General features: G+C 70.8%; 2 protein-coding genes. One reads left to right on the top strand and one right to left on the bottom strand.

Annotated elements, in window-relative coordinates:
* Positions 1-49: 49 nt before the first annotated feature.
* A complete protein-coding gene (locus tag KUM44_RS39680; protein ID WP_217214629.1) occupies positions 50-673 on the bottom strand; it encodes a TetR/AcrR family transcriptional regulator in 624 nt (207 codons plus the stop codon).
* A gap of 122 nt (positions 674-795) precedes the next feature.
* On the opposite strand from KUM44_RS39680, the gene KUM44_RS39675 reads away from it, so the two are divergent.
* Positions 796-1,689: FAD-dependent monooxygenase (locus KUM44_RS39675; RefSeq protein ID WP_217214628.1), on the top strand; the 894-nt coding region annotated here is incomplete at its 3' end.

Raw genomic sequence — 1,689 nt, 5'->3', positions numbered from 1 at the left:
GCCCGCCCGGGAGTTCTCACGTCGGGTGCCGCTGCTTCATGTCGGCCGGTCAGCTGGTGCTCGGCGTGGGTCCGGCCAGGCCGTGCAGTAGCAGGGCGGTGAGGGTGTCGACGATCTCCTCGTCGGTTACCTGCGGGCCGCCTTCCCCCGCGGTGATGACGGCGTAGCCGAGCATCGAGACCATCGCCCCCATGGCCGCGGCGACGAGCTCGGGGTCGCCCGGGAGCGGGTGGCCCCGTCGGCGGAGCCAGTCCAGGTGCTCGCGGAGGATGTCCGTCTCCCCGGTCAGGCTCGCCCAGGCGCGGCCCTCGCCGGGCGGGCCGGCGAAGTTCGTCTGTATCAGGGCCGCGACCACCGGCAGATGGTCGCGGATCACCCGCCAGGTGACGGCCAGATGCTCGCGCAGCTGCCTGCCGTCGGTCAGATCGTGGTCGGCCGGGTGGCCGTCCGCGCCGATCTCCGCGTCGGCCTGCGTGTCCATGTCCTGCATCAGCGCTTGGAGCAGGGCGTTCTTGTCCGCGAAATGGGCGTAGAAGGAGCCGGTGGCGCGACCGGCCTCGCGGGTGATGTCGGTGATCTTCGTGTCGAGGTAGCCGCGCTCGGCGAACAGCCGCCGCGCCGCCTCCTTCAGTGCCGCCTCGGTCTCGGCGGCCTGCTCCCTGCGTACGCCCATGCTCCCGGCGCTCCTATCCGGCTTGACGTGTGGCTCTCGCCCCCATCATAGTGAATCGCAGTTCGGTGAATCTAAATTCACTGAATATAGGTTCATGGAAGTCGAGAGATCAGGGAGGGCACATGACTGCCATCGTCATAGGCGGCGGAGTGGCCGGAGCAGCCGGCGCGATAGCGCTGCGGCGCATCGGTGTGGAGGTCACGGTCTACGAGGCGTACGCCGAACCGGCCGGTCAGGTGGGCTCGTTCCTGAGTCTGGCGTCCAACGGCCTGCGGGTGCTGCGCTCCCTTGGCGTGCTGGAGCAGGTACGGGGGGCCGGGATCGACGTCCCGGGCCAGCGCATGTGGTCGAGCTCGGGCAAGCTCCTGGGCGATGTGCCGCGGGGTCGGCTGAGCGGCGACGAGCTGCACAGCGTGACCCTGATGCGGGGCACGCTGGTCGCCTCGCTGCGCGCGGAGGCGCTGGCGGCCGGGGCGCGCATCGTCACCGGTGAGCGCCTGGTGGACGCGGTCACCACCGAGGCAGGGATACGGGCGGTCTTCGCGAGCGGCCATACGGCGGAGGCGTCCCTGCTCATCGGCGCCGACGGCATCTGGTCGGCCACCCGGTCACTGCTCGACCCGCACGCGCCCACCCCCGAGTACGCCGGCCTCTACAGCATCTCGGGCATCGCCGAAGGCATCGAGACCGACCCCGGCGTCTTCAACATGACCTTCGCCCGCAACGGCGCCTTCATCCACCTCGCCGCCCCCGGCGGCAAGGTCTGGTGGTCGGCCCAGGTCGCCTGCCCCGCACAGCCGGATCTCGCCCTCACAGACGCGCAATGGCTGCACCGCCTCGGCGAACTGCACCGGCACGAACAACTGCCGACCGCGATCCTCAAGGCCACCACCGAACTGCACCGCCCGACCCTGATGCACAAACTCGACGCGGTCCCGGTCCGCCACAACGACCGCATCGCACTCCTCGGCGACGCCGGACACCCCGTCGGCGCGGGCCAGGGCGCGTCGATGGCC

The organism is Streptomyces sp. AC550_RSS872, from assembly GCF_019049285.1.
Lineage (GTDB): Bacteria > Actinomycetota > Actinomycetes > Streptomycetales > Streptomycetaceae > Streptomyces.
Note: the sequence above shows the minus strand (reverse complement) of the source record. Positions and strands in the feature narration are given on the sequence as shown.